The following is a 25,068-nucleotide window of genomic DNA, read 5'->3' as shown; positions in this document are numbered from 1 at the left end:
TGATTCGGTGTCCGCGTTGTGCTCGGTTGCGGCATGCCGTGCCCGTGGAGGTCGGGCAGCGCTGACGCAGGTGGTTGGCAGGGGCGCGCGGGGTTGCCCGGTTGGGGTGGGCCCGCGCGTTCTGCGTATCCTCGGGGCGTGCTTCTCTCTGACAAGGACATCCGGGCCGAGATCGATTCCGGGCGCGTACGCATCGACCCTTACGACGAATCGATGGTGCAGCCGTCGAGCATCGACGTACGGCTCGACCGGTTCTTCCGCGTGTTCGAGAACCACCGCTATCCGCACATCGACCCCGCCGTCGAGCAGACCGATCTGACCCGCAAGGTCGAGCCGGCCGGGGACGAGGCTTTCATCCTGCATCCCGGGGAGTTCGTGCTCGCCTCGTCGTACGAGGTCATCTCGCTCCCCGACGACATCGCCTCCCGGCTGGAGGGGAAATCGAGTCTCGGGCGCCTGGGGCTCGTCACACACTCGACCGCCGGGTTCATCGACCCCGGCTTCTCCGGGCACGTGACCCTGGAGCTGTCCAATCTCGCGACGCTGCCCATCAAGCTCTGGCCCGGTATGAAGATCGGACAGCTGTGTCTGTTCCGGCTCAGTTCGCCGGCGGAGTTCCCGTACGGGTCCGATCGTTACGGGTCGCGCTATCAGGGTCAGCGCGGGCCGACCGCCTCCCGTTCGTTCCTGAACTTCCACCGGACCCAGGTGTGAGGGACGTGGACGACATACGGGAGAACCTCACGTACGAGCAGTTCGGTCTCGCCGTACGGGAGCTGGCCCAGGCCGTCGCCGACGACGGGTACGAGCCCGACGTCGTTCTGAGCATCGCCCGCGGCGGGGTCTTCGTCGCCGGCGGGCTCGCGTACGCGCTCGACTGCAAGAACATCCACCTGGTGAACGTGGGTTCTACACGGGAGTTGGTACGACTCTCGAAATGCCGGTCATGCTGGCGCCGGTGCCGAACGTCGTCGACTTCTCCAACAAGAAGATCCTCATCGCCGACGACGTCGCCGACACCGGGCGCACCCTCAAACTCGTCCACGATTTCTGTCTCGAACACGTCGCCGAGGTCCGCAGCGCCGTCATCTACGAGAAGACGCACTCGCTCGTGCGGTGCGAGTACGTCTGGAAGCGCACCGACGAGTGGATCAACTTCCCCTGGAGCGTCGAGCCCCCGGTCGTGCGCCGCGGCGGGCAGGTTCTCGAAGCCTGAGAAATCCGGTCCTGAGAAGCCGTGAGCCCGCCGTCCCCCATGGGGCGGCGGGCTCACGGCGTCAGTCAGATCGTGCCCAGCTTGATCAGCGACAGCAGCGCGATCAGCTGGATCGACGAGGCGCCCAGTGCCTTCGGCCACGGCAGGTCGTGCGACCTGCTCACCATCACCGTGAACAGCGCGCCCGCCGCGACCCAGGTGATCCAGCCGAGGATCTGCACCAGGGAGTTCTGGCCGCCCAGGAAGAGCGCGAAGACCAGACGCGGTGCGTCCGTTATCGACATGATCAGCATGGAGAGGCCGACCGTCGGCTGCCACGCGCCGTCGCCGCCCAGCTGACGGGCCAGGGTGTGGGTCACCGCGCCCAGGATCAGGCCGCCGAGCACGAAGGCGACGGCCGTCGTCAGGACGTACGGGATGGCCGTCGAGAGGGTGGCGTTTATCGCCTCCTCGCGGGCGCCGTCGAAGCCGAAGATGGCGAGCAGACCGTAGAGGAACGTGACGACCAGCGCCGGGCCCCAGACCGCGTAGTCGCGCATCTGCCAGAACGTCCCGTTCGGGCGCAGCACGATGCCGCTCAGCAGCTGCTTCCAGTGCAGGCGGGGGCCGGCCGGGGCCGGGGCCGCGCCCGCGTGGTACGTCGCGCCGTCGCCGTAACCGTGCTCGTCCACGCTGAACTGCTGCGTGTGACCAGGGTTGTTGGCGTACGGGTCCTGCCCGCCGCCACCGCCGTGCTGCTGGTTGTACGGGTCGCCGAAGTACTCGGGCTCGCCGTGCCCGCCCTGTCGGCCGCCCTGTCCACCCGGTCCGGGGTAGCCGTAACCGCCCTGCGGGGGGCCGGGCTGTCCGGCGCCCGCCGGGGGCCACTGCTGCTGCGGAGGGTGCGGCTGCCGGCCGTACGGGGGCGCCGGCTGCCCGCCTCCGTACTGCGGAGGGGGCGCCGCCTGCCGTCCGTACGGCTGCTGCTGCGGGTCTTGCTGACGTGTGCGGTTGTCCCGGCCGCGTCCGATCCTGAATCCAGCCACGTCACCGAACGTACCCGTTTCGGGCGGGCGGGGGGCTGGAGGAGCCGGAACAGGCCAGCCTTTGCGGCCGAGCTGTGACATCCCCTAAGGGAACCCTGGGGGGCTTGCTACACCTGGGGCGTGGGGAAACCTGATCCTACTTCAGGAAGATCGACGTGCTGAAGGTGATCACCGGGCGCTCCGCCGCCTTTCCGTCCTTCCCCGACGGATACAGCGCGATCAGGTCCTTCTCCTCGCCCTGGTGCGTGCGGGTCATTACGTCCGGCCCTTTGTCGCCCGTGAAGTCCGCGGACTCCAGGAGGTCCGTCGTGGTCCCGCCGCTCGCGCCGGGCAGCTTCGGCGCGGCCGGGAGTCCGACGGCCTTGAAGGTGTACGTGCCGCCCGCCTCGCCCGGTCCCCGGGGGCCTCCCAGCAGCAGCTTGCCCTTGGCCGCCTTGCCGGGCTCGTGGGTGCGGGTGGCGTGCACCAGGTCGTCGTAGCCGTCGCCGTCGGTGTCCGCCTTGCCCGTCGGGGGGTAGAGGACGGGGCCTCCGCCGGGGACGGGTTCCGCCGCGGCGCGGGGCGCGCCTGCGCGGCTGAAGGGGCCGCGCAGATAGCTGACCTGCCCGGCGCTGGCGGAGACGGCCAGGTCCGGCTTGTCGTCGCCGTCGAAATCGCCGCACACCGGGTGGTCGGGCCACTCGTTGCCGTAACGCGCCTTCGCGGGGATCTTCAGGACGACCGCCTTGCCCGTGATGCCGTCCGGGCCGCCGAAGAGCAGCTGGAGCGGGACGGGCGGGCGGCCGAGGCCGTCGTACGGCGGGTCCGTGCTCACGATCAGATCGGCGAAACCGTCCCCGTCCAGGTCGCAGGTGGCCGCCGCGTCGAAGGCGGCGGGGAGGACGCCGTCGGTGGCCGCGCCGTTGGCGGCGGGGGAGAGCGTCTGGCGTACGGCGGGGTCGACACCGCGCGGTGAGTCGGAGCCGTACACGATGCCGATGCCCGCGTCGTCGCCCTGGATCGCGTCGGGGGCCTTGACGAGGTCGTTCAGTACGAGGTCGCGGTGGCCGTCGCCGTTGAAGTCGGCCGGGACCGCGCTGCCGTCGCCGCGCGGAACGGGGCGCTTCGGTACGGAGGCGCGGCCGGCCAGGGGCGCGGTGTCGCCGTTCTTGGCCTTGCCGCCGTTCGACCCGCCGTCCGAGCCGGAGGCGCTGCAGCCGGTCAGCAGCAGGGCCAGTGCCGTACAGAGGCCGGCGCCGGTCATCACCGCTGTCGAGGCGCCGGTACGTATGCGCACGACCTCATCCCCCTACTTCTGTCCCGTCACATGACATTCGCTGCCACATGATGCTCCAGTTCGCGCGTTGCGGTAAGGAAACGGACCGATCGCGATCACGGGCCGATAGTCCCAGGGGATGGAAAAGCCCCCGGACGACGGAAGCGGCCGGACCCGCCCCCGAGGCAGGTCCGGCCGCTTCCTTCCGGGTCGGCCGTTTCTTCCGGCCGCCTCCCGAGGAGGGCGTTACGTCGCGGGCTCCGCCGCCGGTTCGGCCGCCGGCTCCGAGGAGTCCTCCGGGCCCGCGGGTGTCCGCACCGAGTCGAGCAGCAGCTGCGCCACATCCACGACCTGGAGCGACTCCTTCGCCTGGCCGTCGTTCTTCTTGCCGTTGACCGAGTCGGTCAGCATCACGAGGCAGAACGGGCACGCCGTCGACACGATGTCCGGATTGAGCGAGAGCGCCTCGTCCACGCGTTCGTTGTTGACGCGCTTGCCGATCCGCTCCTCCATCCACATCCGCGCGCCGCCCGCGCCGCAGCAGAAGCCGCGCTCCTTGTGGCGGTGCATCTCCTCGTTACGGAGGCCGGGCACCTTCGCGATGATCTCGCGCGGCGGTGTGTAGACCTTGTTGTGCCGGCCCAGGTAGCAGGGGTCGTGGTAGGTGATCAGACCCTCGACCGGGGTCACCGGGATCAGCTTCTCCTCGTCGACGAGGTGCTGGAGCAGCTGGGTGTGGTGGATGACCTCGTACTCGCCGCCGAGCTGCGGGTACTCGTTGGCGATCGTGTTGAAGCAGTGCGGGCAGGTCGCGACGATCTTCTTCGAGGACTTCGGCTTCTTCGTCCCGGGATCGTCGTCGTCCTCGCCGTACGCCATGTTCAGCATCGCCACGTTCTCCTGGCCGAGCTGCTGGAACAGCGGCTCGTTGCCGAGGCGGCGGGCCGAGTCGCCCGTGCACTTCTCGTCGCCGCCCATGATCGCGAACTTCACACCCGCGATGTGCAGCAGTTCGGCGAAGGCCTTCGTGGTCTTCTTGGCGCGGTCTTCGAGCGCGCCCGCGCAGCCGACCCAGTACAGGTAGTCGACCTCGGAGAGGTCCTCGACGTCCCGGCCGACGACCGGCACCTCGAAGCCCGCCTCCTGCTGGAGCTCCTTGGTCCACTCCAGACGCTGCTTCTTCTGGAGGCCCCAGGGATTGCCCTTCTTCTCCAGGTTCTTGAGCATCGTCCCGGCCTCGGAGGGGAACGAGCTCTCGATCATCACCTGGTAGCGGCGCATGTCGAGGATGTGGTCGATGTGCTCGATGTCGACCGGGCACTGCTCGACGCACGCGCCGCAGGTGGTGCAGGACCAGAGGACGTCCGGGTCGATGACGCCGTTCTCCTCCAGCGTCCCGATCAGCGGGCGTTCGGCCTCCGCGAGGGCGGCGGCAGGCACACCGGCCAGCTGCTCCGCGGACGCCTTCTCCTCGCCCTCCATCGTCTTGCCGCCGCCGGCCAGCAGATAGGGCGCCTTGGCGTGCGCGTGGTCGCGCAGAGACATGATCAGGAGCTTCGGCGAGAGCGGCTTGCCGGTGTTCCAGGCGGGGCACTGCGACTGGCAGCGGCCGCACTCCGTGCAGGTGGAGAAGTCGAGGAGGCCCTTCCAGGAGAACTGCTCGACCTGCGAGACCCCGAAGACGTCGTCCTCGCCCGGGTCCTCGAAGTCGATCTCCTTGCCGCCGGACACCATCGGGCGGAGCGCGCCCAGCGCCGTACCGCCGTCGGACTCGCGCTTGAACCAGATGTTGGGGAAGGCGAGGAAGCGGTGCCAGGCGACGCCCATGTTCGTGTTGAGGCCGATGGTGATGGCCCAGATCATCGTCACGCCGAGCTTGATCATGGCGGTCAGATAGACCAGGTTCTGGAGCGTGCCGAGGCTGAGCCCCTTGAAGGCCAGGACCAGCGGATACGAGGCCCAGTACGCCGGGTCGTAGCTGTCGACGTGGTGCAGGGCGCCTTCGAGGCCGCGCAGGGTGAGGATCGCGAGGCCGATCACGAGGATCACGTACTCGACGAAGTACGCCTGCCAGGCCTTGGAGCCGGTGAAGCGCGACTTGCGGCCGGCCCGCGAGGGCAGGCTCAGCAGCCGGATCGCGATCAGTACGAGGATGCCGACGGTCGTGGCGAGCGCGATGAACTCGATGTAGACCTCGTACGGCAGGAAGGTGCCGATGTACGGGATGATCCAGTCGGCCTGGAACAGCTGGCCGTACGCGTTGACGATCGTCAGCCCGAGCGTCAGGAAGCCGATCGCGACGAACCAGTGCGCGAAGCCCACGACGCCCCAGCGGTTCATCCGCGTATGGCCGAGGAACTCCTTGGCCAGGGTGACCGTGCGCGCTCTGGGGTCGTCGGTGCGGCTGCCGGCCGGTACGGGCGAGCCGAGCTTCACGAACCGGTAGATCTCGACGACGGCTCGGGAGATGAGCGCGACGCCGACGACGGTCAGCACCAGCGACACGATGATCGCGGCGAGTTGCATTGGGGGCTCCTCGGGCCTGCGAGGGTGGAAAGAACAGCACCACGTCAGTGGCATCTACTAAGCGGTAACTTAATCGGTTTGTGCTGAGGGTACCCAGTTATCCCGCCGCACTGTAGCCGCGCGGCCGGTGATCTGTGTCGCTGAGGTGACCCTGTGCCGGGATCCGCGGTGCGTCGGCGTTCTCGGTGTACGGGGCGGAGACGGCGGCCGGGGTGCGGGCGAGGATCAGCAGGTCGAGGCCGATCCAGTGGTGCTCCACATAGTGCTGGTCGAGCAGGGCGGGCTCGTCCCAGGGAAGCGGGGAGCGCCGGCGCACCTGGGCGAGGCCGGTGAGCCCCGGCCGTACGGACTGCCGCCAGGGCGCGGCCGCCCTGGGGTCGGCGGGCGTGAGCGGCGCGGGGCCGACGAGGGACATCCGGCCCGATACGACATGGGGCAGGCGTGACAGCAGGTCGAGCCGGCGGCGGCGGGTGGCGAGCGTGCGGACGGTGAAGACCCGGCCGTCCATGCCGACCCGGCGGCCGTGCGTGAAGGCGCTGCCGGGGTGCCGCTTGGAGAGCGTGAGGGTGAGGGCGGCGGCGGCCAGTACGGGCGAGGTCAGAACCAGCAGGAGTGAGCCGAGCGTCAGGTCCAGCAGGCGCTTGGGGTCGAGGACATGGTCGAGGATCCGGTACGTCGCGTCGCGCAGGGCATGCCCCAGGGCGTGCCTCAGACCATGCCTCAGGGCGTGCTCCAGCGCACGGCCCACGGCGTGACCGGCGGTGCGGTCCGTGACGTGCTCCAGGGCCGGGTCCTGGGCCGGGCCTCTTGCCGGGTCCGGGGCCTGCTCGGGGATCCGGTTCCCGGTGTGGGCCGCCGGGCCGGGATCCGGGTGCGGAACCATGAGATACCCCCGACCGTTGTGTGTGATTGTGCTCGGCAACATGGCATTTGCGAAGCGGGTGCCGGTCGATCGTGACCCAGCGGGGATGAGAAGTTCCGAAGGCGCGCGGACCTGCGGGAACCGCATGGTCCCGGGCGGTCCCGGAAGAGTGGCCGCACGATAGTTGAGTCCCCTCGACTCAGCTCTGTTGACGCCCGAGGATCAGTCGTGCATCCTTGAGCCTGTTCCACTCAAGTCAGCTGGAGGAATCGAAATGGCACGTGCGGTCGGCATCGACCTGGGCACGACTAACTCCGTCGTCAGCGTTCTCGAAGGCGGCGAGCCCACCGTCATCACCAACGCCGAAGGCGCCAGGACCACGCCGTCCGTCGTCGCCTTCGCCAAGAACGGCGAGGTGCTCGTCGGAGAGGTCGCCAAGCGCCAGGCAGTCACGAACGTCGACAGGACCATCCGGTCGGTCAAGCGCCACATGGGCACCGACTGGAAGATCAACCTCGACGGCAAGGACTTCAACCCGCAGCAGATCTCCGCGTTCGTCCTTCAGAAGCTGAAGCGCGACGCCGAGTCCTACCTGGGTGAGAAGGTCGCCGACGCGGTCATCACCGTCCCGGCCTACTTCAACGACTCCGAGCGCCAGGCCACGAAGGAGGCCGGCGAGATCGCGGGCCTCAACGTCCTGCGTATCGTCAACGAGCCGACCGCCGCCGCGCTGGCGTACGGGCTCGACAAGGACGACCAGACGATCCTCGTCTTCGACCTCGGCGGCGGCACCTTCGACGTGTCGCTCCTGGAGATCGGTGACGGCGTCGTCGAGGTGAAGGCCACCAACGGTGACAACCACCTCGGTGGTGACGACTGGGACCAGCGTGTCGTCGACTACCTGGTGAAGCAGTTCGCCAACGGTCACGGCGTGGACCTGGCCAAGGACAAGATGGCTCTCCAGCGTCTCCGCGAGGCCGCGGAGAAGGCGAAGATCGAGCTGTCGTCCTCCACCGAGACCACGATCAACCTGCCGTACATCACGGCGTCCGCCGAGGGCCCGCTGCACCTGGACGAGAAGCTCACGCGCTCCCAGTTCCAGCAGCTGACGGCCGATCTGCTGGAGCGCTGCAAGACCCCGTTCCACAACGTCATCAAGGACGCCGGCATCGCGCTGTCCGAGATCGACCACGTGGTCCTGGTCGGCGGCTCCACGCGTATGCCCGCCGTGGCCGAGATCGTCAAGGAGCTCACCGGCGGCCGTGACGCCAACAAGGGCGTCAACCCCGACGAGGTCGTGGCCATCGGTGCCGCGCTCCAGGCCGGTGTCCTCAAGGGCGAGGTCAAGGACGTCCTGCTGCTCGACGTCACCCCGCTGTCTCTTGGCATCGAGACCAAGGGCGGCATCATGACCAAGCTCATCGAGCGCAACACGACGATCCCGACGAAGCGCTCCGAGATCTTCACGACGGCCGAGGACAACCAGCCGTCGGTGCAGATCCAGGTCTACCAGGGCGAGCGCGAGATCGCGGCGTACAACAAGAAGCTCGGAATGTTCGAGCTGACCGGTCTGCCGCCCGCCCCGCGCGGTGTGCCGCAGATCGAGGTCGCCTTCGACATCGACGCCAACGGCATCATGCACGTGGCCGCGAAGGACCTCGGCACCGGCAAGGAGCAGAAGATGACCGTCACCGGTGGCTCCTCGCTGCCGAAGGACGAGGTCAACCGGATGCGCGAAGAGGCCGAGCAGTACGCGGACGAGGACCACCGCCGTCGCGAGGCCGCCGAGACCCGCAACCAGGCCGAACAGCTCGTGTACCAGACCGAGAAGTTCCTCAAGGACAACGAGGACAAGGTCCCCGGTGACGTGAAGGAAGAGGTCGAGACCTCCATCGGCGAGCTGAAGGAGAAGCTCAAGGGTGAGGACACGGCCGAGATCCGTACGGCCACCGAGAAGGTCGCGGCCGTCTCGCAGAAGCTCGGCCAGGCCATGTACGCGAACGCGCAGGCCGAGGGCGCCGGCAACGACGCCCCGGGCACGGAGCAGGCCGGTCCCGCCGGCGGCTCCGACGGCGCGGACGATGTCGTGGACGCCGAGATCGTCGACGACGAGAAGCCCAAGAAGGACGGTGCCGCGTGACGGAGGAGACTCCGGGCTTCGAGGAGGAGCCCGACGTCCCTTCCGGCGCCACCCCCGAAGACGCCGCGCCGAAGGCCGCCGCCCCGGACTCCGCCAAGGAGCCGGGCCCGGCGGCCCCCCCGGCCGGGGACGTACAGCACGACGCCACACAGATCGCCCTGATCGCACAGCTGGACCAGGTCCGTACGGCGCTCGGTGAGCGCACGGCAGACCTGCAGCGGCTTCAGGCCGAGTACCAGAACTACCGCCGCCGGGTCGAGCGGGACCGGGTCACGGTCAAGGAGATCGCGGTCGCGAGCCTTCTGACCGAGCTGCTGCCCGTGCTCGACGACATCGGGCGCGCCCGGGAACACGCCGAGCTGGTGGGCGGGTTCAAGTCGGTGGCGGAATCGTTGGAGACGGTGGCCGCGAAGATGGGCCTCCAGCAGTTCGGCAAGGAGGGCGAGCCCTTCGACCCGACGATCCACGAAGCCCTGATGCACAGCTACGCGCCGGATGTCACCGAGGACACGTGCGTCGCGATCCTGCAGCCTGGGTACCGGTTCGGCGAGCGGACCATCAGGCCCGCCCGCGTCGCCGTGGCGGAGCCCCAGCCGGGGGTCCAGCCCGGGGAGAAGGCGTCGAGCGCCGACGAGCCGGACACGGACGAGGAGAGCGGTGGCCCGGACGAGGGCTGACGCACGGACAAGTGATGCGGACGGACAGTACGCATGACGGGCAGTGAGGAGGGACGTCGGGAATGAGTACCAAGGACTTCGTGGAGAAGGACTACTACAAGGTTCTCGGCGTCCCCAAGGACGCCACCGAGGCCGAGATCAAGAAGGCGTACCGGAAACTCGCACGCGAGTTCCACCCGGACGCCAACAAGGGTGACGTCAAGGCCGAGGAGCGCTTCAAGGAGATCTCCGAGGCAAACGACGTGCTCGGCGACCCCAAGCGGCGCAAGGAGTACGACGAGGCGCGCTCGCTCTTCGGCAACGGCGGCGGCTTCCGGGCCGGCCCCGGGGCCGGTGGCGGCGGGTCCTTCAACTTCGACCTGGGCGACCTCTTCGGAGGCGGCCCGCAGGGCGGCGGCGGAGGGCCCCAGGGCCAGGGCGGCGGCGGCTTCGGCGGCGGACTCGGGGACGTGTTCGGCGGCCTCTTCAACCGAGGCGGTGCCGGCACCGGTACGCGTACGCAGCCGCGCCGCGGCCAGGACATCGAGTCCGAGGTGACGCTCAGCTTCACCGAGGCGGTCGACGGGGCCACGGTCCCGCTGCGGATGTCCAGCCAGGCGCCCTGCAAGGCGTGTTCGGGCACCGGCGACAAGAACGGCTCGCCGCGGGTCTGCCCGACCTGCGTCGGCACCGGACAGGTGTCGCGCGGCACGGGCGGCGGCTTCTCGCTGACCGATCCGTGCGTGGACTGCAAGGGCCGTGGGCTGATCGCCCAGGACCCCTGCGAGGTCTGCAAGGGCAGCGGCCGTGCCAAGTCGTCGCGGACCATGCAGGTCCGCATCCCGGCGGGCGTCAGCGACAGCCAGCGGATCCGGCTGCGCGGCAAGGGCGCGCCCGGTGAGCGCGGCGGTCCGGCGGGCGATCTGTACGTGGTGGTCCACGTCGGCTCGCACCCGGTCTTCGGCCGCAGGGACGACAACCTCACCGTCACCGTGCCGGTCACCTTCGTGGAGGCGACACTCGGCGGCGAGGTCAAGGTCCCGACGCTGGGCGGGCCCCCGGTCACCCTGAAACTGCCCGCGGGCACCCCCAACGGCCGTACGATGCGCGCCCGGGGGAAGGGTGCCGTACGCAAGGACGGCACCCGTGGCGACCTCCTGGTCACCGTCGAGGTGGTCGTCCCCAAGGATCTCGGCGCCGAGGCCCGTGACGCGCTGGAGAGTTACCGGAAGGCGACCGCGGGGGAGAACCCGCGTGACGAGCTGTTCCAGGCAGCGAAGGGAGCGTGACTCCAATGGACGGGGTCGGGCGGCGTCGACCGCACTCATCGTTCAACCCGGCCTTCGAACTGACCGAAGAGTCGCCGGTGTACGTCATCTCGGTGGCGGCCCAGCTGTCGGGTCTGCATCCGCAGACCCTGCGCCAGTACGACCGGCTGGGCCTCGTCTCGCCGGACCGTACGGCGGGCCGCGGCAGGCGCTACTCGGCGCGCGACATCGAACTGCTCCGCCAGGTGCAGCAGTTGTCGCAGGACGAGGGCATCAACCTGGCCGGCATCAAGCGCATCATCGAGCTGGAGAACCAGGTCGCGGCGCTCCAGGCCCGCGTCGCCGAACTGGGCGCGGCGGTGGACGGCGCGGCGGCGGCGATGCGCCAACGCGAGGCCCAGGTCCACGCGTCGTACCGCCGGGACCTGGTGCCGTACCAGGACGTGCAGCAGACGAGCGCGCTGGTGGTGTGGCGGCCGAAGCCGAAGCTGTCGTCGGACTAGCGCCTAGAGCCGTACGCGGGAAGGCCCGTTGCCTTCTGGAGAGATCCAGGGGGCAACGGGCCTTCTTCTGTAGCGAGGCCGCGTCGCGTTGCCCGGCCCCGGGGACCGCTGCCATGAGGTGGGTAGGTGTCGTACTGATCAAGGGACGACACCTCCCCGATGCGTGTGAAACGGCGCGGTGTTCAGCGGAGTTCGTACGGCTTGCTCGGCTGGGGTTCGATCAGGCCCGACTGGACCAGCAGGGCGCCGAGGTGGGTGCGGCTGGAGGCGTTGAGGGCCTGCATCAGTTTGGCTATGTGGGAGCGGCAGGTGCGGACGCTGATGCCCATTTTGCGGGCCACCGCCTCGTCGGTGGTCCCTTCGGCGAGGAGCCGGGCGATGCTGTGCTGGACGGGAGTCACCGGCGCGTCCGGTGAGATCGTGGGCGGGCGTTCCGTCATGGGGGTGGCCTGGCCCCACAGGACCTCGTAGACACCCACGAGGTAGGTGATCAGGGCCGGGTGCCGGATCTCCAGGGCCGTGTGTCGGTTGGCGCTGGCGGGGATGAAGGCCACCGCGCGGTCGACGATGATCAGGCGCTCGACGGTCTGCTCGACCGTGCGTACCTCCAGCCGGTCGGCGGGGACCTGATCCAGGTACTCCTTGATGTGCGGGCTGTAGCGGGCCGGGTGCTGGTACAAGTGCCTCAGGTGGGCGCCGCGTTCGATGGCGGCCAGCGAGCGGGCCAGCCCCGCCATCATGAGTTTGCGCTCCCTGCTGAACCCCGGCTGGACCGTCAGGATCTCCTTCGTCGCGGCGCGGGCGGCCTCGCCGACCTTCGCGTCGATCAGCACGTGCCCGTCGAGCATGGTGATGGAGAGGCTGGGGTCCTCGGCGACGACGGCGCTCAGCGGCGCGAGCGAGTTGACCAGGGAGGTGGTCAGCTGGACACGTTCGTGGATCTCACGCGTGATGGGCTGGAGGAGATGCGCCAGAGCCGCGGACGGCAGCACCGGGCTCATCCACGCGGCGTCGAGAGGGTCGGGATACAGGAGCGCCATGTCGAGGAGGCAGGGCGCCGGCGCCAGTGCGGCGCGAGTGATCCGCCCTCTGCGCAGCGCCTCGGTGTAGAGAGCGATCGCCGTCTCGCACAACTCCCGGTCGCCGTGTGGGTGGTGCGTCTGATTCTCTCTGTTTTCGCCTATTTCGGCACCCTCCACTTTCTGCAATGCAGCAAGATGACGGTGGTGCGATTCTAGTCGGTGGAGGAGGGTTGCAGGCGGGTGGGAGTCGCCAACTCCCGGGCCCGAACCCGGCCGTGACCGCGGCTCTCCCCCCGGGCGTGGCTCAGTGGTCGTGGTCCAGAATGCCCGACTGGGCGATGAGGTAGCCGAGTTGGGCCCGGCTGCCGCTGCCGAGCGTGGTGCTCAGCTTGGCGATGTGCGCGCGGCAGGTGCGGACGTTCATGCCGAGCCGGCGTGCGATGGCCTCGTCCACGTGGCCGTCGATGAGGAGTTTGGCGATGGAGCGCTGGGTGCTGGTGATTCCGTCGATCTCCGGCGCGTACGACAACTGTTCGTCCCAGGGGGTGCCGTGGAGCCAGAACTGCTCGAAGACGCCGACCAGATACTGCACCAGCCCCTCGTGGCGGAGTTCCAGGGCGATCCTGCGGTCGCTGCGGGCGGGTACGAAGGCCACTTTGCGGTCCACGATGATGAGGCGCTCGATGATCTCCTCCAGCGTTCGCACCTCCACCCCGTGCGGCGCGACCCGTTCCACATAGGCGAGCGTGGCGGGATGATGCCGGGCCGTGTGCTGATACAGGGTCCGCATCTTCACGCCGCTGTCTATCAGCGGTCGGACCCGGCGAAGGGCCTCCTCCTGGGAGCCCGGTTTCCGTCCGCTGCCGGGCTGGACCGTGAGCAGTTCCTCGGTGCACTCGGCGGTTACGCGGTCCAGGGTGGAGTTGATGAGGCTCAGCCCTTCGAGCACGGTGATCGCGTGCGTGGCTGACGGGTCCAGGGCGGTGAGAGTCATGAACGGCTCGAAGGTCTCCGCGAGCGACATGGCGAGCTGCCGCCGCTCCTGGATCTCCCGTTCCAGGGGATGCGTGAGCTGGTTGAGCGCGATCGACGGGGATACCGGACGGAGCCACTGGGCATCGTCCGGGTCCGGGCGCAGCAGTGCGAGGGCGAGCAGGCAGGGCGCGGCCTCCACCTCCGAACGGGACAGCCGGCCGGAGCGCAGAGCCGCCGCGTAGAGATTTTTGCCGGCTTCGCATAGTTCGCCAGGCCCATGCCTATGTCCGTCAATTCCCTGACTTGACTGCATTTGACACCCCCTCAGGGTCCTGAATTACAGGAACATGATGCCCGTGCTCGCTGGTGGAAGCGTTCGGCGTGGGCCATCGTCTTAGTCGCGGGGGGAGGATAGTGATCAGAATGGGGTGGAGATCGTCCATGAAGAGGATGGCTCGCGCGTTTTGCGTACTTGCTTTTGCGGTGGCCGTGACGGGCTCGCTCGTCGCGGGTGGCACCCCCGCGGCGGACAGCGCGTCTGTATCCGCCGTGCAGGCTCTGCCGAGTGATCCCTCCTGGGACAGCGCACCGGTGGACTTGGGCGCATGACTGTCCCGCCGGACGACAGGGTCTTTCGGCGTGAGATGGCTTCGGCCTACCGGTCCGGGTGGCACTTCATCGATCTCGTCACGGCGATCCCTCACCGTGGTGACTCGCTGATGGTCACCCTGTTCGGAGAGCCCGTGGTCGTCGTCCGCGAGGAGGACGAGGACGTCCGTGCCTACCGGTGTCTGAGGAAGCCTCGGGGGGCGCCGCAGCCCGTGCGCTGTGCGATTCGGTACGACATGATTTTCGTAAATCTTGACCAGCGTGACCACCAGCTGGTCGAACCACAGACCATTTCCGCCACCCCCCGCAGTGCCTGAGCGATTCCCCCGTCGTAGTAGATCGCTCCGGCACTTCCCCCACACAGCGGCGCCATCGTGGACCTGAAACGCGATGGCGCCGCTGTGCTGCCCGCATACAGGCCGGCCCGCGCCGCGCCGCGCGCCGCGGATCATCCTCTGCCGAGCGTGCGGTCGACGGCGATCTCGATGACTATCCGGTCCGGGTTGGGTGCGGGCGTGCGCTCGTAGCGGGCCGCGTAACGGCCTACCGCGTCCGCGACCCGATCGGCCTCCGTCCGTACCGTCGCGACGCCTTCAAGGGTCGCCCAGCGCCGTCCTTGGACCTGACAGACCGCCACCCGGGCCCCGTCCGGGCCCGCCGCCAGGATGTTGGCGACCTTCGTGGAGTTCTTGCCGGTGATGACACGTGCCAGCCGGGTCTCCGGCTCGTACGTCACGCCCACCGGCACCACATGCGGTGTGCCGTCGGGCCGGAGCGTGGTCAGGGTGGACAGATGGCGCTCGCGCCAGAAGGCGAGATAGTCGGCGCCGGGATCGCGTACGTCTTGGGCCATGCCGGAAGAATAGGCGCGAAATGGCCTCGCGGACGCGGGTCGGCGGTAGTTGGTCGGCGTAGCCGGATGTACCCCCTTCGGGCTTGAGTGGCATAGACTCAACTTTGCGTACGTTGGGTGGGTCAGGTTCCCCGGGGACGGACCCTGCGCCGAGGAGGAGAGACCGCACGTGGACGCCGAGCTGACGAACAAGAGCAAGGACGCCATCAACGCCGCCACCGACCGCGCGGTGTCGGCGGGCCATGCCGACCTGACCCCCGCGCACCTGCTGCTCGCGCTGCTCGGGGGCGAGGACAACGAGAACGTCACGGACCTGCTCGTCGCCGTCGACGCCGACCAGGCCGAGGTACGGTCCGGGGCGGAGCGGCTGCTGGCCGACCGGCCCAGCGTGCGGGGATCCACCGTCGCCCCGCCCGGCCCCGACCGCGCGCTGCTCGCCGTCATCTCCGACGGCGCCAAGCGGGCGAAGAAGCTCGGCGACGAGTACATCTCGACCGAGCATCTGCTCATCGGCATCGCGGCCGAGGGCGGGAAGGCCGGAGAGCTGCTGGAGCGGCAGGGTGCCGGCGCGAAGAAGTTGCAGGCCGCGTTCGAGAAGGCAAGGGGAGGACGCCGGGTGACCACACCCGATCCGGAGGGCCAGTACAAGGCCCTGGAGAAGTTCGGCACCGACTTCACGGCCGCCGCGCGCGAGGGCAAGCTCGACCCGGTCATCGGCCGGGACCAGGAGATCCGCCGCGTGGTGCAGGTGCTGTCGCGCCGTACGAAGAACAACCCCGTACTGATCGGCGAGCCCGGTGTCGGCAAGACGGCCGTCGTGGAAGGGCTCGCGCAGCGCATCGTCAAGGGCGACGTGCCGGAGTCCCTGAAGAACAAGAAGCTCGTCTCGCTGGACCTGGGCGCGATGGTCGCGGGCGCCAAGTACCGCGGCGAGTTCGAGGAGCGGCTGAAGACCGTCCTGTCCGAGATCAAGGAGAGCGACGGGCAGATCATCACCTTCATCGACGAGCTGCACACCGTCGTGGGAGCGGGCGCCGGCGGCGACTCAGCCATGGACGCGGGCAACATGCTCAAGCCCATGCTGGCGCGCGGCGAGCTGCGCATGGTCGGCGCGACGACCCTGGACGAGTACCGCGAGCGCATCGAGAAGGACGCCGCGCTGGAGCGGCGCTTCCAGCAGGTGCTGATCGCCGAACCCAACGTCGAGGACACGATCGCGATCCTGCGCGGCCTCAAGGGCCGGTACGAGGCGCACCACAAGGTGCAGATCGCGGACGCGGCGCTGGTGGCCGCCGCCGCGCTCTCCGACCGCTACATCACCTCGCGCTTCCTTCCCGACAAGGCCATCGACCTCGTCGACGAGGCCGCGTCCCGCCTCCGTATGGAGATCGACTCCTCACCCGTCGAGATCGACGAACTCCAGAGATCGGTCGACCGCCTCCGTATGGAGGAGCTCGCGCTGAAGAACGAGTCGGACGCCGCGTCCAAGCAGCGTCTGGAGAAGCTGCGGCGCGACCTCGCCGACCGCGAGGAGGAGCTGCGCGGGCTCGACGCGCGGTGGCAGAAGGAGAAGCAGGGGCTGAACCGGGTCGGTGAGCTGAAGGAGAAGCTGGACGAGCTGCGCGGACAGGCCGAGCGCGCGCGGCGCGAACAGGACCTCGACGCCGCGTCCAAGCTGCTGTACGGCGAGATCCCGGCCGTGGAGCAGGAGTTGGCGGCGGCGACCGAGGCGGAGCAGGAAGCCGCCAAGGACACCATGGTCAAGGAGGAGGTCGGCGAGGACGAGATCGCCGACGTCGTCGGGTCGTGGACCGGGATCCCGGCCGGGCGGCTGCTGGAGGGCGAGACGCGCAAGCTCCTCCGTATGGAGGCGGAGCTGGGCCGCCGGCTGATCGGTCAGACGGAGGCGGTCGAGGCGGTGTCGGACGCGGTACGGCGCACCCGCGCGGGCATCGCGGACCCGGACCGGCCCACCGGTTCTTTCCTCTTCCTCGGACCGACCGGTGTCGGCAAGACCGAACTGGCGAAGGCACTGGCGGACTTCCTCTTCGACGACGAGCGGGCCATGGTCCGTATCGACATGAGCGAGTACGGCGAGAAGCACTCGGTCGCGCGGCTCGTCGGGGCGCCCCCCGGCTACGTCGGCTACGAGGAGGGCGGCCAGCTCACCGAGGCCGTCCGCCGCAGGCCCTACAGCGTGGTCCTGCTGGACGAGGTCGAGAAGGCCCACCCGGAGGTCTTCGACGTCCTCCTCCAGGTCCTCGACGACGGCCGCCTCACGGACGGCCAGGGGCGGACGGTGGACTTCCGCAACACCATCCTGGTCCTCACGTCGAACCTCGGCAGTCAGTATCTGGTCGACCCGATCCCTTCGGCGGAGACGAAGAAGCAGCAGGTCCTGGAGACCGTACGGGCCTCCTTCAAGCCGGAGTTCCTGAACAGGCTGGACGATCTCGTCGTCTTCTCCGCCCTCTCCAAGGAGGAGCTGGCCCGGATCGCCGATCTGCAGATCGGGCTGCTCGCGAAGCGGCTGGCGGACCGCCGCCTCGCCCTCGACATCACCCCGGAGGCCCTGGCCTGGCTCGCCGACAAGGGCAACGACCCCGCGTACGGCGCGCGGCCGCTGCGCCGGCTGATCCAGACGGCGATCGGCGACCGGCTGGCGAAGGAGATCCTCGCGGGCGAGGTCGTGGACGGCGACACGGTACGGGTGGACCGCGCGGGCGACGGGCTGATCGTGGGGCCGGCGCCGCGTGGGCGGGAGCCGGAGGCCGAGGAGGGGGCGGGCCCTGGTGAGGGGGCCGGTGCGGGGGCGCCTTCTTTGGAGAAGACGCCGTAGCGACGCGCGGGTCCCGCCTGTCCCGGCCGGACCCGGGGCCCGTCACCGCAACGGTGGCGGGCCACGTCCGGCCATCCGCCCGATTGTCGACGGGGTGCGGGGTTGCCGCACGGGGATCGCGGCTAGGGTCGTTGTCAGACAACGGCATGCCTTCCTCAGGAGAATCCAGCGATGACTATCGACCCGTCCTCGATTCCGAATTTCGGGGCCCAGCCCCAACCGCAGGCTGCGGGACCGGCGGGCCCTGTCGTCCCCGACAAGGATCTGGTCAAGCAGCTCCTCGACCAGATGGAGCTGAAGTACGTCGTCGACGACGAGGGTGACCTCGCGGCGCCGTGGGAGGATTTCCGTACGTACTTCATGTTCCGCGGCGAGGACGACCAGCAGGTCTTCTCGGTACGGACGTTCTACGACCGGCCGCACGCCCTTGAGGACAAGCCCAAGATCCTCGACGCGATCGACGACTGGAACCGCCGCACGCTGTGGCCCAAGGTCTACAGCCACGTGCACGAGGAGGAGGACGGCCCCACCACCGTCCGGCTCATCGGCGAGGCCCAGATGCTGATCGGTACCGGCGTCAGCCTGGAGCACTTCGTGTCGTCGACCGTCAGCTGGGTGCGGGCGTCGATCGAGTTCGACAAGTGGCTCGTGGAGACCTTCGGCCTGACGCCGACGGAGGCCAAGCCCGCGGAGTCCGCCGACGGCGCGCCCGCCGAGCAGAAGCCGGCCGACGAGGCCTGACGGCGCGTTTCGACGACGGCCCGCGCGTGGCGCCCCGGCGCTACAGCGGCACCGGAGCCAGCGTCAGCAGGTACGTTCCGTAGCAGCACGACAGCCCGGCGAGAGCCGCGATCACCACGATCGCCGCTCTCGGCCGGGCTTTCGCGAGCGCGCACGCGAGCGGGAGCAGCAGCGGGAACGCGGGCAGCAGGAAGCGGGGCTTGGACTCGAAGAAGCCTCCGCCGCCGGCTGTGATCAGCAGCAGTACCCCCGTGTACACGAGCACCGGCAGCGGCGGGCGGCTCTCCCGGTCCACGACGAGCAGCGCGAAGAGCAGCAGGGCCACGCCGACGATGAGCGCGGTCGCGGTGGTGGCGAGTTCGGCGGGGCGCACGACGATGTCCCGTACGTTGCGCAGGGCGTCGATGCCGAAGTCGAAGCGGGAGCGCCAGCCTCTCTGTACGGCGAAGTAGCCGGAGAGCGGGTCGCCGGTGCGTACGCCCACCCAGAGCAGATAGCCGCCCCAGCCGAGCGGCGCGACGGCGGCCCCGGCCCAGAGCCGCCAGGGCGCGTGCGCGCGGCGCTTCCACAGCTCGTAGCCCGCGGCGACGCACACCGCCGCCGCGATGGCGACCCCGTTGGGCCGGGCCAGGCCCGCGAGCGCGGCCAGCGAACCGGCCCACAGCCAGCGGCCGGTGAGCACCGCGTACAGGGAGAAGGCGGCGAAGGCGGTGAGCAGCGGCTCCGTGTACGCGATGGAGAACACGACCGCGTGCGGGAGCAGACCCCACAGGAGCACGAGGACGGTCGCGGTGGTGCGGCCGTGCAGGCGCTCGCCGAGCAGATGGATGCCGAAGGCGGCGACCGCGGCGGCGGCCCAGGAGATCAGCAGGGCGGCGGTGCCGCCGCCGATCGGGAGCACGGTGGTGACGGCCCGTACGAGACCGGGGTAGAGCGGGAAGAACGCGAGGTCGCTGTGGACGGCACCGTCGGTGAAGTGGAGCGTGTGGCCGTAGCCCTGTTCGGCGATCCGCGTGTACCAGGTGGAGTCCCAGGTCTGGGTGAGCAGTTGGCGCGGGGACCGGCCGATGTGCTCGGCCCAGAGGCACAGGAGGAGCAGCCCGGTGAGCCGCGCGGCGGCGAACAGCCCGAGGGAGAGGGCGGCCCGGCGCAGGGCGGAGACGAGGCGCGGGGCGCGCGGGGCGGCGACGGGGCTGAAGGTGATGGCCGGGAGGGTTTTGGGTGTTCCCCCGGGGCCGGTGGATCCGGCGGTGTCGTATGCGTCGACTGTGTCGAGCGTGTCGGCGGACAGGGGGCACCTCCGGGCGCGTGACGGGTCTAACCGACCTTCCGTCGCGTGGCTGGACGGCGCGACCGGTGCCGGGCCGACCGGGTACGAAGGGGCGCCGGACGGGGGGTGCCGGGGGAGGGGCGGCGTGTCGGCGTGACAGGGGTGACGGCGGGGGTGGGGGGCGGGGCGTTGGGTACCTGTCGGGCGCGCGGGGGATCACCGTCTCGTCCGACATCGGGGTGCTCAGCACCGCCCTGATGCTCCGTCATAACAGGCTGGAGGACTCCACCGATCCGGCGGAAGCGCTGGACGCCGGCGGCGGACCGGCTCGCTGCGCGCCGCGCCCGCGGTGAAGCGGACGGCGATTCTCTCCGCGACGGGCGCCGCGCTGACGCGTACGGCCGACCGGACCCGCCACGCGGTCACCTCCGGCCAGGCGGTCGAACACATCAGGCCGGCACTGGAGCTGGCCGACGCGACCGATCCGCTCCTGCCGCAGAGGCAGTTGTCGCCCTCGCTCCGCGCTCTCCGCCGAAGGCACGGCGCGCGCCCCGCACCGCGCGGTGTGCGAGCCGCGCGCCGAGTACCCCCGTACCCCGAGCCCGTGGGCCCGCCAGGTCCACGCGGGGCCCTGAGGCCCTTCGCGCCTCACCCCGCGCCCTACCCGCGCCTCACCCCGCGAGGGTCTTGAGCCGGGCCGCCGCGTCCGCCAGTACCTCCGTGCGCTTGCAGAACGCGAACCGTACGAAGGGCGCGCCCTGCTCCCGGTGGTCGTAGAACACCGCGTTCGGCACGGCCACCACACCGCACCGCTCCGGCAGCGCACGGCAGAACGCGAAGCCGTCGCTCTCGCCGAGCGGCCGGATGTCGGTGGTGACGAAGTAGGTGCCCGCCGGCCGGTAGACCTCGAAGCCGGCCGCCGCGAGTCCCGCCGACAGCAGGTCGCGCTTGGTCCGCAGATCGTCGCGCAGGTCGTCGAAGTAGCTTTCCGGCAGCCGCAGCGCCTCGGCGACGGCGTACTGGAAGGGGCCGGCCGAGACGTACGTCAGGAACTGCTTCGCCGACTTGACCGTGGTCACCAGCTCCGGCGTGGCCGTCACCCAGCCGACCTTCCAGCCGGTGAACGAGAACGTCTTGCCCGCGCTGCCGATGGTGACCGTGCGCTCGCGCATCCCCGGGAACGACGCGATGGGCAGATGCTCGCCGTCGAAGACCAGGTGCTCGTACACCTCGTCGGTGACCACCAGCAGATCCCGCTCGACGGCGAGCGCGGCCACGGCCGCCAGCTCCTCGCGCGTGAGGACGGTGCCGGTCGGGTTGTGCGGGGTGTTGAGGAGGATCAGCCGGGTGCGCGGGGTGACGGCGTCGCGCAGTTCGTCCAGGTCCAGGTGGTACGCCCCGTCCCGGGGCCGCAGCGTCACGGGCACGCGCGTGCCGCCCGCGAGGGCGATGGAGGCGGCGTACGAGTCGTAGTACGGCTCAAGTGCGATCACCTCGTCGCCGGGTTCCACGAGGGCGAGCAGTGACGCGGCGATCGCCTCGGTGGCGCCCGCCGTGACCAGGACCTCGGTGTCGGGGTCGTACGCCAGGCCGTACCGCTTCAGCTGGTGGTCGGCGATCGCCGTGCGCAGCTCGGGAACGCCGGGGCCCGGCGGGTACTGGTTGCCGCGGCCGTCGCGCAGTGCCCGGACCGCCGCCTCCCTGACCTCCTCGGGGCCGTCGGTGTCGGGAAAGCCCTGGCCCAGGTTGATCGCGCCGGTCCGGACGGCCAGCGCCGACATCTCGGCGAAGATCGTCGTCCCGAACTCCGCGAGGCGTCGGTTGAGCAGGGGGCGGCGGGGCGCGGCGTTGTCGCTCGCGGCGGATGCGGGGGGAGCCGGGGGAGACGGACGGTCCGGGGGATTCGTGGCGGTCATGGCGGCCATCCTGCGCCGAAGCTCTGGACTTGCTCAAGTCTGCTTTGGGTTAGCGGGGCGGGGGGCATTCCCCAGTCACACAAGAAGACGGCACGAAAGCCGATCACTGGCGAAGCCGGTCACGCGAAAGCGGAGGCCTCGCTTCGGGGGAACAGAAAGACGGTGAAGACGATGAACGTTGTGGGTCTTGCCTTCGGGCTTCTCGCACTGTTGGTTGTCGGGTTCCTGTTCGCGATGGGGTCCTATTCGAAGAGCCGGCGGGCGCGAAACCGGAATCGCGGTGTCCGGCTCTCCGGCAGCCGCCGATCCGGCGGGGGCGACGGCGGCGGCGGGAGCAGCGGCGGGAGTTGGTACTCCAGCGGCGACGGAGGCGGCTCCTCGTCCTGCGGCGGAGGTTCTTCCTCCTGCGGCGGAGGCGGCGGGGGGTGCGGCGGCGGAGGCAGCTGACACGGGGCAGCTGGTCCGTGGCCACTGAAGGTGCCCGGCGGGATGAACTTCCGCCGGGCACCTTCATGTTGGACGCCCGGGTGGAGGAAGTGCCTTGAACCAGTGGGGCGTTGGCCGGTTTGTGGTTGAACAGTTGAACTGTGGCACCCCCGGGGGGATGGAAACCCAGTCAAGTTGGGTAAAAACGCTGTGAGCGCCCCTTACTTCGTGATTCCCTCGCTGTTGAGATTTCCAGCCCCCGGACCTTGGGCCTCGAACCTCGGACTTTCGCGCGGGCCGAGTCGACGATCTCCTGCCTTCCGTCAGACCTCAGCTCTCAGTCCTCAGCTCGCAATTCCCAGCACCCAGCTCGCGACTCTTAGTTCCCGCTTCTCAGTTCTCCGCTCGTAAGTTCCGTCCGTGCACAGTTCACGACTCGCAGCTCACCACTCACAGTTCTCTGTTCCGGGATCTCGATCACCGATCTCGCATCACCGATCTCGCATCACCGATCTCGGATCTCAGACCTCCCCATTCATCCTCCGGGACGCCACCCGGTCCACTTTGCCAAGCGTGTTTGCGGAGCCGACCCATGCTCAGAACTCTCAATACCGCCTACACCGACACCCGTGCCGCCGATCTGGCCTGGGCTTTGGGGCGCGAGCCGCTGCCCGCCCTCGCCGTCCTCGATCTCGAACTCGCCGGCGCCAAACTGCAGTTGAGGCTCCTGGGCGCCTCCCACCAGGTACTACTTGAGGAGGCGCAGGGCAGTTGCTCCGAGACGGTGGCCTGCATCCCCGGCAGCAGTACGCCGCTTCCGCTCGGTGTCGCGGAGCGCGTGGGGGAGTGGGAGTACGAATTCGCCGCGCGCGTCGAGACGTTGTCGCAAGGCTCGTTCGCGGGGCGCGCGCAGGAACTGCTCGCCCTGGTCGCCGACCACCCGAACGGGCTCGCGGGCACGTTCCCGGGCGATCCGCACGCGTTCACGGCGATGCTCGTGCAGAAGCACGAGGGGCAGGTGGCGTGGCGCACCTGGCACGCGTACCCCCAGGAAGGGGCGCTGGTGGTGACCCGGACGCGGGTGGGGGTGCGGGTTCCGGTCGCGCTGTAGTGGCGACCGGAACGGCCGCGGGAGCGGCAGGAAAAGGTCATGGGGAGAGGTGTGAACGCGAGTTACCACCCTTGTGGGTGACAAGCCGCACGGAAGTAGTGACGTAGCGTTACTGGGATGATCGACCAGTACGTGGTCGCGCCGGCGGAAAGCGCGCCGCGACTGCCCGTCCGGCCCAGCGCGGGCCGCTTCCTGATTCTCGCCGTGGTCTTCGTGTGCGCCGCGTGCGGACTGGTGTACGAGCTGGAGCTGGTCGCCCTCGCGTCGTATCTGATCGGGGATTCCGTCACACAGGCGTCGGTGGTCCTGTCCCTGATGGTCTTCGCGATGGGCCTCGGGTCGCTGCTCGCCAAGCGGCTGCGCTGCCGGGCGGCCGTGGGATTCGGTCTTGTGGAGGCGGCGCTCGCACTGCTGGGGGGCTGCTCGGCGATGGTGCTGTACGCGACGTTCGCCTGGATGGGCGAGTCGCGGTACGCGCTGATCGGCTTCTCGCTCTCCATCGGCATCCTCATCGGCGCGGAGATCCCGCTGCTGATGACGCTCATCCAGCGGGTCTCCCGGCAGGACGCGGGCGGGACCGTCGCGGATCTCTTCGCCGCGGACTACGTGGGCGCGCTGGTGGGCGGTCTCGCGTTCCCGTTCCTGCTGCTGCCGTGGCTCGGGCAGCTGACGGGCGCGCTGCTGACCGGTGCGGTGAACGTGGTCGCGGGGGGCGCGCTCGTGCTCTGGGTCTTCGGCAGCGATCTGACAGGTCGCGAGCGGGGGCTGCTGTTGCTGGTGAACGTCCTGGTGCTGGCGGTGCTGGGCGCCGCCGCCGTGATGGTGGACGACTTCGAGCGGGCCGCGCGGCGCGCGGTGTACGGGGACGGGGTGCGGGTCGCGGTCCAGACCGACGTCCAGGAAGTGGTGCTCACGGGCGGGCGGGGAGGGCGGGGCGAGCCGCTGAGCCTGTATCTGGACGGGCGGCTGCGGGTCAGCGAGCGCGATGAGTTCCGGTACCACGAGGCGCTGGTGCATCCCGCGATGAGCGGCCGGCACGAGCGGGTGCTGATCCTGGGCGGCGGCGACGGGCTCGCGGCGCGGGAGGTGCTGCGCTACGCCGACGTCCGTTCGGTCACGCTCGTCGAGCTGGACCCGGGCGTCGCGCGCCTGGCCCGTACGGACCCGGCGCTGGCGGAGCTGAACGGACACGCGTACGAGGACCCTCGGCTCCGGGTGGAGTACGGGGACGCGTTCGCGTGGCTGCGGGGGCACGGGAGCGGGTCGGCGCCGGAGCGGGGGCCGTACGACGTGGTCATCTCGGACCTGCCGAACCCCGCTATCACCCCGAGCACCAAGCTCTACTCGGAGGAGTTCTACGGACTGGCCTCCCGCGTGCTCGCCGACGGAGGGCGGCTGACGGTGCACGCGGGGCCGCCGGCCGTCCGGCCGCGTACGTACTGGACGGTGGACGCGACGCTGCGCGCGGCCGGCTTCGGGACCAGTCCGTACAGCGCGACGGGGCGGGCGGCGGGATTCGGGGCGGGGCCGGACCGCGCGCACGACGGGAGGAACGCGGACGAGGGGGAGGCGGCGGGCGAGGGCACGCGGGGGGCGGACTGGGGCTTCGTCCTGGCCGCCGTCGGCCGCCCGCCGAGGGTGGAGCTGTCCCCGGACGCGCCCCGGCTGCGCTCACTGGCCGCGCCGGTGCTCGCAGCGGGGGTCCTCGGGGCGGAACGCACCCGGTTGCGGGATCTGCCGCCGTCCACGCTGGTGCATCCGCGGTACGCGGGCTGATGGGGCGCGCGGGGTCGGCCGGGGAAGCCGTTGTGTGCGGAGGGGCGCCTGAGTCGGCGGGGCTGAGTAGGCTCGGATC

At 69.9% G+C, this 25,068-nt stretch carries 18 protein-coding genes and 2 pseudogenes; 11 read left to right on the top strand and 9 right to left on the bottom strand.

Features of this window, described 5'->3' with window-relative positions; translation table 11 throughout:
- Positions 1-138: 138 nt before the first annotated feature.
- Positions 139-714 (top strand): dCTP deaminase, encoded by a 576-nt coding sequence (gene dcd / locus IEY79_RS31525; protein WP_189111071.1) that lies wholly within the window; start codon positions 139-141, stop codon positions 712-714.
- Positions 715-728: 14 nt separating this feature from the next.
- Positions 729-1,216: pseudogene (locus tag IEY79_RS31520) on the top strand (phosphoribosyltransferase).
- 65 nt (positions 1,217-1,281) lie between these two features.
- Here the strand turns inward: IEY79_RS31520 and IEY79_RS31515 are convergent.
- The 4 genes from IEY79_RS31515 to IEY79_RS31500 all read right to left on the bottom strand — a co-directional run bounded on the left by IEY79_RS31515 (position 1,282) and on the right by IEY79_RS31500 (position 6,905).
- Positions 1,282-2,241, bottom strand: coding sequence for a Yip1 family protein (locus IEY79_RS31515; RefSeq protein WP_229701281.1), 960 nt, complete (start codon positions 2,239-2,241; stop codon positions 1,282-1,284).
- 136 nt (positions 2,242-2,377) lie between these two features.
- Positions 2,378-3,484 carry an FG-GAP repeat domain-containing protein gene (locus tag IEY79_RS31510; RefSeq protein ID WP_189111117.1) on the bottom strand — a complete coding sequence of 369 codons (1,107 nt, stop codon included), beginning with the start codon at positions 3,482-3,484 and terminating at the stop codon, positions 2,378-2,380.
- A 258-nt stretch (positions 3,485-3,742) separates the two neighbouring features.
- On the bottom strand, positions 3,743-6,022 hold the full coding sequence (locus IEY79_RS31505; RefSeq protein ID WP_189111069.1) for a (Fe-S)-binding protein: 2,280 nt from the start codon (positions 6,020-6,022) through the stop codon (positions 3,743-3,745).
- A gap of 97 nt (positions 6,023-6,119) precedes the next feature.
- Positions 6,120-6,905 carry a sugar transferase gene (locus IEY79_RS31500; RefSeq protein WP_229701280.1) on the bottom strand — a complete coding sequence of 262 codons (786 nt, stop codon included), beginning with the start codon at positions 6,903-6,905 and terminating at the stop codon, positions 6,120-6,122.
- Positions 6,906-7,158: 253 nt separating this feature from the next.
- Here IEY79_RS31500 and dnaK point away from each other — a divergent pair, with 253 nt between their 5' ends.
- From dnaK to IEY79_RS31480, 4 genes are all read left to right on the top strand, one after another.
- A complete protein-coding gene (dnaK, locus tag IEY79_RS31495; protein ID WP_189111068.1) occupies positions 7,159-9,024 on the top strand; it encodes a molecular chaperone DnaK in 1,866 nt (621 codons plus the stop codon).
- A complete protein-coding gene (gene grpE / locus IEY79_RS31490) occupies positions 9,021-9,701 on the top strand; it encodes a nucleotide exchange factor GrpE (protein WP_189111067.1) in 681 nt (226 codons plus the stop codon). The genes dnaK and grpE overlap by 4 nt, the downstream gene beginning before the upstream one ends.
- Before the next feature lie 62 nt (positions 9,702-9,763).
- Positions 9,764-10,969: a molecular chaperone DnaJ gene (dnaJ, locus tag IEY79_RS31485; RefSeq protein ID WP_189111066.1), complete on the top strand. Its 1,206-nt coding sequence runs from the start codon at positions 9,764-9,766 to the stop codon at positions 10,967-10,969.
- 5 nt (positions 10,970-10,974) lie between these two features.
- Positions 10,975-11,451: a heat shock protein transcriptional repressor HspR gene (locus IEY79_RS31480; protein WP_189111065.1), complete on the top strand. Its 477-nt coding sequence runs from the start codon at positions 10,975-10,977 to the stop codon at positions 11,449-11,451.
- A 182-nt stretch (positions 11,452-11,633) separates the two neighbouring features.
- On the opposite strand, the gene IEY79_RS31475 is transcribed toward IEY79_RS31480, so the two are convergent.
- Positions 11,634-12,650 (bottom strand): helix-turn-helix transcriptional regulator, encoded by a 1,017-nt coding sequence (locus tag IEY79_RS31475; RefSeq protein WP_229701279.1) that lies wholly within the window; start codon positions 12,648-12,650, stop codon positions 11,634-11,636.
- 127 nt (positions 12,651-12,777) lie between these two features.
- A complete protein-coding gene (locus IEY79_RS31470) occupies positions 12,778-13,761 on the bottom strand; it encodes a helix-turn-helix transcriptional regulator (protein WP_189111064.1) in 984 nt (327 codons plus the stop codon).
- Between the two features lie 292 nt (positions 13,762-14,053).
- Here IEY79_RS31470 and IEY79_RS31465 point away from each other — a divergent pair, with 292 nt between their 5' ends.
- Positions 14,054-14,374: a Rieske (2Fe-2S) protein gene (locus IEY79_RS31465; RefSeq protein ID WP_023539836.1), complete on the top strand. Its 321-nt coding sequence runs from the start codon at positions 14,054-14,056 to the stop codon at positions 14,372-14,374.
- A gap of 131 nt (positions 14,375-14,505) precedes the next feature.
- Here IEY79_RS31465 and IEY79_RS31460 read toward each other — a convergent pair whose 3' ends face one another.
- The gene (locus IEY79_RS31460; protein ID WP_189111063.1) at positions 14,506-14,910 is read right to left on the bottom strand and encodes a TIGR03618 family F420-dependent PPOX class oxidoreductase; all 405 of its coding nucleotides are present in this window, start codon (positions 14,908-14,910) and stop codon (positions 14,506-14,508) included.
- A gap of 169 nt (positions 14,911-15,079) precedes the next feature.
- Here IEY79_RS31460 and clpB point away from each other — a divergent pair.
- Both clpB and IEY79_RS31450 read left to right on the top strand, forming a co-directional pair.
- A pseudogene (gene clpB, locus IEY79_RS31455) lies at positions 15,080-17,659 on the top strand (ATP-dependent chaperone ClpB); the annotation flags it as partial.
- A 261-nt stretch (positions 17,660-17,920) separates the two neighbouring features.
- Complete coding sequence (locus IEY79_RS31450; protein ID WP_189111061.1) at positions 17,921-18,490, top strand: type III secretion system chaperone family protein; 570 nt, start codon at positions 17,921-17,923, stop codon at positions 18,488-18,490.
- A gap of 40 nt (positions 18,491-18,530) precedes the next feature.
- Here the strand turns inward: IEY79_RS31450 and IEY79_RS31445 are convergent, their stop codons facing one another.
- Positions 18,531-19,694, bottom strand: a complete 1,164-nt coding sequence (locus tag IEY79_RS31445; RefSeq protein WP_373292668.1) for a mannosyltransferase family protein — start codon at positions 19,692-19,694, stop codon at positions 18,531-18,533.
- Between the two features lie 737 nt (positions 19,695-20,431).
- Positions 20,432-21,685, bottom strand: a complete 1,254-nt coding sequence (locus IEY79_RS31440; protein ID WP_373292666.1) for a pyridoxal phosphate-dependent aminotransferase — start codon at positions 21,683-21,685, stop codon at positions 20,432-20,434.
- A gap of 1,009 nt (positions 21,686-22,694) precedes the next feature.
- Here IEY79_RS31440 and IEY79_RS31435 point away from each other — a divergent pair.
- Both IEY79_RS31435 and IEY79_RS31430 read left to right on the top strand, forming a co-directional pair.
- Entirely contained in the window at positions 22,695-23,213 is a 519-nt protein-coding gene (locus IEY79_RS31435; protein WP_189111059.1) for a DUF2617 family protein, read from the top strand.
- A 117-nt stretch (positions 23,214-23,330) separates the two neighbouring features.
- Positions 23,331-24,989, top strand: coding sequence for a polyamine aminopropyltransferase (locus IEY79_RS31430; protein WP_189111058.1), 1,659 nt, complete (start codon positions 23,331-23,333; stop codon positions 24,987-24,989).
- The last annotated feature ends 79 nt before the right edge of the window (positions 24,990-25,068 follow it).

Origin of the sequence: Streptomyces camponoticapitis (genome assembly GCF_014646115.1) — a bacterium.
GTDB lineage: Bacteria > Actinomycetota > Actinomycetes > Streptomycetales > Streptomycetaceae > Streptomyces > Streptomyces camponoticapitis.
The sequence above is the reverse complement of the archived record's forward strand: the minus strand, read 5'-3'. Positions and strand labels throughout refer to the sequence as shown.